This is a genomic window from Escherichia sp. E14S1, from assembly GCF_004211995.1.
Taxonomy (GTDB): domain Bacteria; phylum Pseudomonadota; class Gammaproteobacteria; order Enterobacterales; family Enterobacteriaceae; genus Escherichia.
The window spans coordinates 376479-382971 of record NZ_RHJQ01000012.1; the positions used below are offsets into that span (position 1 = coordinate 376479).

Here is a 6493-nt window from a genome sequence, read left to right on the forward strand (position 1 = left end):
CATCCTGAGCCATTGCCCGATGCGCAAGCTTATCAGGCCTACTATTCGCTCTGCACACGTAGGCTGGATAAGATGCGCCAGCATCGCATCCGGCAACAAAAAAGGCAAGGTGTCACCACCCTGCCCTTTTTATTTAAAGCTGAAAAGACTATTTCGCGTTGTAATTACGCAGCGCATTACGCCCCAGCACAATTCCCGCGCCAACCATGCCGCCCAGCAGTACTGCCAGAATCAAGGTAATTGCTTTCTTCGGGCTATCGCGACGAATTGGCAGTGTGGGTTTCATAACGTAACGGTAGGCATGAATATCAAGATCATCAACCTTCAGACTTTCGATATCCAGCAGGTTTTGACGAGTCTGATAATAGTTTGGCGAGAACACAAGCGGACGAGTCGCTTCGTGCTTAATCATCGACTCCAGTGCTTCGCTACCTAACAAAAGCAACGTGTCCTGAGTAATATTTTCACCAGTCTGCTGAATCTGCGGCTTTATTACCTGCGCCTGATTCGCATACTGCAACGCTTCCTGAATCTGGCGGATACGCAGCGTTTTTTGCTCCTGAGCCACCACTTCCTGAGTTTTCAGGGAGTCCTGCAAGGTTTTCATACCCAAAGCGATATTATCCTTCAGGTCCTTTTCCAGCTCTTCATTCACTTGGTCATCAACCTGTTGAATGTATTCAGCCAGCTTTTTCTGTGCATCCGCTGCAGTGTGCCCGACATAAGAAACAGCTAACGGTAACGGCTGGTTTTTAACAGCAGGTTCGATAGTCAGTTTTTCGCGTTCTTCCTGATTATCCAGCGTTTCCGCTAATGCAGAGAAAGCAGAACTGAAGCGACCAATTAACGCCTCCTGTAAATCAGCTACTTTTGGCGCAGCCTGGCCATAAATTACATTCATGGCGTTGTTATAGCCGGCAATTTGCCCCACATCAGGTTGAGTGACAATGGCTGTTGATGTCCATTGCTCTTTCGCTACTGCCAGGTATCCAATAGCCAACACGATAGCCACAATGACTGTGGCGATAATGGTCATCTTCCCGCGCCACAGTTGTACCAGTAAATCAATTAAATCAATCTGTTCCGGGTCATTGTTGTGCCCAGAAATATTATTATTTTCAACTTTCATCATTACCCTAACAGACGGAAAATTTCAGGTCGCCATAGTTTAGCGATAATCAGTATGAATGCCATAGGATAAACAATAAATATAATGAATTATTACATGAACATCGATACCAACTACCGCCAAAAATCATCTGATTACAGATAGTTAGTCGCTACCGAAAAGATCGCGGGTGTAGACCTTGTCTGCTGCATCTTTAAGCTCTTCTGACATTCGATTAGAGATGATGACATCAGCCTGTTGCTTAAACGTCGCGAGATCACGTTCCAGTCGTGAATTGAAAAACATTTCTTCCTTCATAACCGGTTCATAGATAATCACTTCTACCCCCTTAGCTTTGATACGCTTCATGATCCCCTGAATGGAAGACGCACGGAAGTTATCTGAACCGCTCTTCATAATTAGGCGATATATCCCTACGACTTTGGGTTTACGTGACAAGATAGCATCGGCAATAAAGTCTTTGCGGGTGCGATTAGCTTCAACGATGGCAGAAATGATGTTGTTTGGCACAGACTGGTAATTTGCCAGAAGCTGCTTGGTATCTTTCGGCAAACAGTAACCACCGTAACCAAATGATGGATTGTTGTAATGATTGCCGATACGCGGATCAAGACAAACACCTTCAATGATTTGACGGGTGTTCAATCCCAGGCTTTCTGCATAACTGTCCAACTCGTTAAAGTACGCCACGCGCATGGCGAGGTAAGTATTGGCAAAAAGTTTAATGGCCTCTGCTTCTGTTGAATCAGTAAACAGAGTCGGGATATTTTGCTTAACCGCCCCTTCCTGTAATAACGCGGCAAACCGCTGTGCACGTTCAGAACGTTCGCCTATCACAATACGGGAAGGATGAAGGTTATCGTAAAGGGCTTTGCCTTCTCGGAGGAATTCAGGGGAGAAGATAATGTTCTCAGTCTTGAATTTTTTTTGCATCGCGGCCGTAAAACCTACAGGAACCGTAGACTTAATAATCATTACTGCATGAGGGTTTATTTCCGTAACATCTTTAATTACTGATTCTACGCTAGATGTATTGAAATAATTGGTTTTAGGATCATAGTCGGTCGGGGTTGCGATGATTACATAATCAGCATTCCGGTAGGCTTCTTTTTTATCTAACGTGGCATTAAAACGTATTTTGTCTGATTGCAAAAACTGCTCAATTTCTTTATCAACAATAGGAGATATCCGATCATTCAGCATTGCAACGCGAGTTGGTAAAATATCTAATGCTACAACGTTATGATTTTGTGCGATTAATAGCCCATTAGACAGGCCAACATAACCGGTTCCGGAAATGGTGATTTTCATTTCATGCTCTCAGAATTAACTTAACTATGAATCATGATGTTTTAGCACCCTGATAAGAGTTAAAAGTTTTAACGCCACGATGATGTCTGGTCAACGAAACGAAAAACATTTCAGATTTTCTTTATAAGAATAGCTGCTATTTATTAAGTTAGTATTAAGCAATGAAATTAAATCAATAAGATTGATAGTAAAAAAAAGCCCGGCGATAAATGCCGGGCCTTAGTTTAATACTGATTAAATCAGATTAATCCAGCCATTCGGTGTGGAATACACCTTCTTTATCAATGCGCTTATAGGTATGCGCACCGAAATAGTCACGCTGCGCCTGGATCAAGTTTGCAGGCAGTACTGCGGCACGATAGCTGTCATAGTAAGCAACCGCTGCAGAGAAGGTAGGTACTGGAATACCGTTCAGCACCGCATAAGCAACAACATCACGCAGAGCTTGCTGGTAATCGTCGGCAATTTTCTTAAAGTACGGGGCTAACAGCAGGTTAGCAATCTTCGGATTTTCGGCGTAAGCATCCGTGATTTTCTGCAGGAACTGAGCACGAATGATACAACCGGCACGGAAGATCTTCGCGATTTCACCATAATTCAGATCCCAGCTGTACTCTTCAGACGCCGCACGTAGCTGCGAGAAGCCCTGCGCGTAAGAAACAATCTTACCCAGATAAAGCGCACGGCGAACTTTTTCGATGAATTCAGCTTTATCACCTGCTGGCTGCGCTTGCGGACCCGACAGTACTTTAGACGCGGCTACGCGCTGATCTTTCAGGGAAGAGATATAACGAGCAAACACAGACTCAGTAATCAGCGACAGCGGTTCGCCGAGATCCAGCGCGCTCTGGCTGGTCCATTTACCCGTACCTTTGTTCGCTGCTTCATCCAGGATCACATCAACCAGGTATTTACCGTCTTCATCTTTTTTGGTGAAGATGTCTTTAGTGATGTCGATCAGGTAGCTGCTCAGTTCACCGTTATTCCACTCGGTAAAGGTTTGTGCCAGTTCTTCATTAGATAGATTCAGACCACCTTTCAGCAGAGAATAGGCTTCAGCAATCAGTTGCATATCACCGTATTCAATACCGTTGTGAACCATCTTCACATAGTGACCTGCGCCATCAGCACCAATATAGGTAACGCACGGTTCGCCATCTTCAGCAACGGCGGCGATTTTGGTCAGGATAGGTGCAACCAGTTCATAGGCTTCTTTCTGCCCACCAGGCATGATAGAAGGTCCTTTCAGCGCGCCCTCTTCACCACCGGAAACCCCCGTACCGATGAAGTTAAAGCCTTCTGCAGAAAGCTCGCGGTTACGACGAATGGTATCCTGGAAGAAGGTATTACCACCATCAATGATGATATCGCCTTTATCAAGATATGGTTTCAGGGAATCAATGGCAGCATCCGTGCCTGCACCTGCTTTCACCATTAACAGGATGCGACGAGGCGTTTCAAGAGATTCAACGAACTCTTTCACCGTATAGTAAGGAACCAGTTTCTTGCCTGGATTTTCGGCAATCACTTCTTCCGTCTTTTCACGAGAACGGTTGAAAATAGAGACGGTATAACCACGGCTTTCGATGTTGAGCGCAAGGTTGCGTCCCATCACTGCCATACCGACGACGCCGATCTGTTGCTTTGACATTGTTTACTCCTGTCAGGGGTGGTCACCGCGGGTTGCGGCTTATTGAAGATAAAGAATAGCTTAATTTATATCTTCTTTTACAGTCATATATTTCCTAATTAGGAAATTGCTTGTAACTTGTACAGCTTTATATTTAACCACTAATGTTATAAAAAAGTTCGGCTAATTTTATTAATTCATTATTACTATTATTTTGAATTAGTTCAACATGATTTTCTTTGCTTGTATTGAAATAATCGCTGCCAATAGCAGAAAGATGTGAGAATGGTGATGTGCACATCTTATCAAGAAGAGAACACCCCAAAAAATAATTCATTGAATACTGAATCCCTAACATGTGCAATATTGTTGGCGCGAAACTTAAAGAATTTTTACCTCCTGCATCTAAAACTTCAGGCGCAATATCTTTCCCAATGACCAGAAATGGTATCTTGTCCACAAAAAAACGAGAATCGCTATTAAATGATTTCTTATATTCTGTCGAAGGAAATGTAGAATGATCCGATGTTATTATCAACAACGTATTGCCATAAAATGAACTGCGCCGAAAAAAGTCAACGAACTGCCCCAACTGAAAATCATAGTTATAGAATTTATTGTAGAGTGGGTTGCTACCATCAAAATATTTTTCATTTGGACTATCTTGACCATGATGAGTACCAGATGGGTACACACCAATAAAGAAGTGTTCGTTTTTATTTTCTTGAGAACGTAAAAAATATTTCAGTGCATTAAATGTTTGCTTATCAGTCATTCTGTCGCGTTGATAACCAATAAATTCCCCCATACCAAGAACTTTATCAAAATTAAGCGTTTTCAACATAGTGTTAAGTGGGCTATTTTTTTCTGTAGACGCTATAAAATAACTTTTATAGCCATACTCTTTCAATATATCCGGTAAAGATGTTTGACGATGAAGATAAATATTATTAATTTCTGAGTTAGATAATTGTGCAATACCAGTACCAGTATCAGTTAACCCATCACGAAATTGATAGCCAGAAGTTAACTGGCCTCTTAAACCTCTAAAGGTTGCTGCTGTATGGTTATAATAATTTTTAAAACTTAGCGCTTCAGTAGATAACTTATCTAAATTAGGAGTAATAGAAAATGCGTCAGTTTTTGAATTACCAATAATCTCCGATGAAAATCCCTCAGCAAAGATTACAATAACATTACGCCCTTTGAAGTTGTTGTTATTCTGTATAGGGATAGGGTTAATAAAAACACTTGTTTTTAAAAAAGATTTCCCGGCATCACCAATCTTCTCACTAGGCTTAAAGGTTTGCTGTAAATAGTACAATTTTGCTGTTTCATAAAAAGAATATACCGGCCCCGCACTTATGAAAGAACACACAAGCAATAATACTATACAAAAAAGATTAAATTTATAATATTTAATACGTTCGACTAGAGCGCCAGAAGGCATCGTAACGAATGAAATTATAACAAATGAAATAAAAATGGAAAAAACCTTGATTATCTCGCCAATGCCTAGCGATCCAACTTCTGCGGCATTCGACAAGGCAAGAGGCATCAAATATTGCCCTGAGCTAAATAGCGATGCTGCCTGCACACCTAAAATGGAGAGATAAATTCCCCACAAGATATTGCTTATGGACTTTCTTTTTATTAGAAGTATTGCCAGACTTGTAAGTGTGTATTCAATAGTAAATAAAAAGACACAGTCTGTCCTTCCAGAGTAAAGTAAAATACTCAAGAAGATACAGAAAGGTGGTATTATTTTAATTATATTTGTAAAGTTCATGTCAAATTAAACCATATTATTTAATAATCATAATGCTATTCATTTAATATTCTGTCACTGAGCAAGGAAGGACTGGTAAAGCCCACTCCCCGCCAGGAGTGACGCCAGGTAGTTTCTGTCCATGCCTGCTTTTTGCATTTTACGTCTTAACCCTACCCTGAATACCTGATCACCCGTTAAAATATTAATAGCGATGTGTCTTATCCCTAAAAATAATTCTGCTGAGTTTCCTCTTCTTATTTTGAAGTCGTCTTCATTCATTACCATATCCAAGCACCACTGAAGGTTATTCTCCAGGGCAAGATTACGAAAGCCCGCTCCCCGCAAGGACTGACGCCAGGTAGTTTCTGTCCATGGCTGCTTTTCGCATCTTACGTCTTAACCCTGCCTTGAATACCTTATCATTCGTCAAAATATTAATAGCGATGTGCCGTATCCCTGAAAATAATTCTACTGCGTTTCCTCTTCTGATTTTGCAGTCGTCTTCATTCATTACCACGTCCAGACGCCAGTGCAGCTTATTCTCCACGTGCCAGTGATTTCGGATCGTTGTGGCGAACTTCTCTGCGGTTAAATCAGCAGAACTGATATAATATCTGACCGTCATTTCTGGCTCTTTCTTTTGCTCTGCTAT

5 protein-coding genes and 1 pseudogene are annotated in these 6493 nt (G+C 41.6%); all 6 read right to left on the minus strand.

Features of this window, described 5'->3' with window-relative positions:
* Window positions 1-148 precede the first annotated feature (148 nt).
* The gene (gene wzzB, locus D9734_RS15665; protein WP_130208743.1) at window positions 149-1129 is read right to left on the minus strand and encodes an LPS O-antigen chain length determinant protein WzzB; all 981 of its coding nucleotides are present in this window, start codon (window positions 1127-1129) and stop codon (window positions 149-151) included.
* A 144-nt stretch (window positions 1130-1273) separates the two neighbouring features.
* Window positions 1274-2440, minus strand: a complete 1167-nt coding sequence (gene ugd, locus D9734_RS15670; RefSeq protein ID WP_130208709.1) for a UDP-glucose 6-dehydrogenase — start codon at window positions 2438-2440, stop codon at window positions 1274-1276.
* A gap of 244 nt (window positions 2441-2684) precedes the next feature.
* Window positions 2685-4091 (minus strand): NADP-dependent phosphogluconate dehydrogenase, encoded by a 1407-nt coding sequence (gene gndA, locus D9734_RS15675; RefSeq protein ID WP_130208711.1) that lies wholly within the window; start codon window positions 4089-4091, stop codon window positions 2685-2687.
* A gap of 133 nt (window positions 4092-4224) precedes the next feature.
* Window positions 4225-5859 carry a sulfatase-like hydrolase/transferase gene (locus tag D9734_RS15680; protein ID WP_240780544.1) on the minus strand — a complete coding sequence of 545 codons (1635 nt, stop codon included), beginning with the start codon at window positions 5857-5859 and terminating at the stop codon, window positions 4225-4227.
* Between the two features lie 54 nt (window positions 5860-5913).
* Window positions 5914-6156: pseudogene (locus tag D9734_RS15685) on the minus strand (ISAs1 family transposase); the annotation flags it as partial.
* Between the two features lie 7 nt (window positions 6157-6163).
* Window positions 6164-6493: ISAs1 family transposase (locus D9734_RS15690; RefSeq protein WP_130208715.1), on the minus strand; the 330-nt coding region annotated here is incomplete at its 5' end.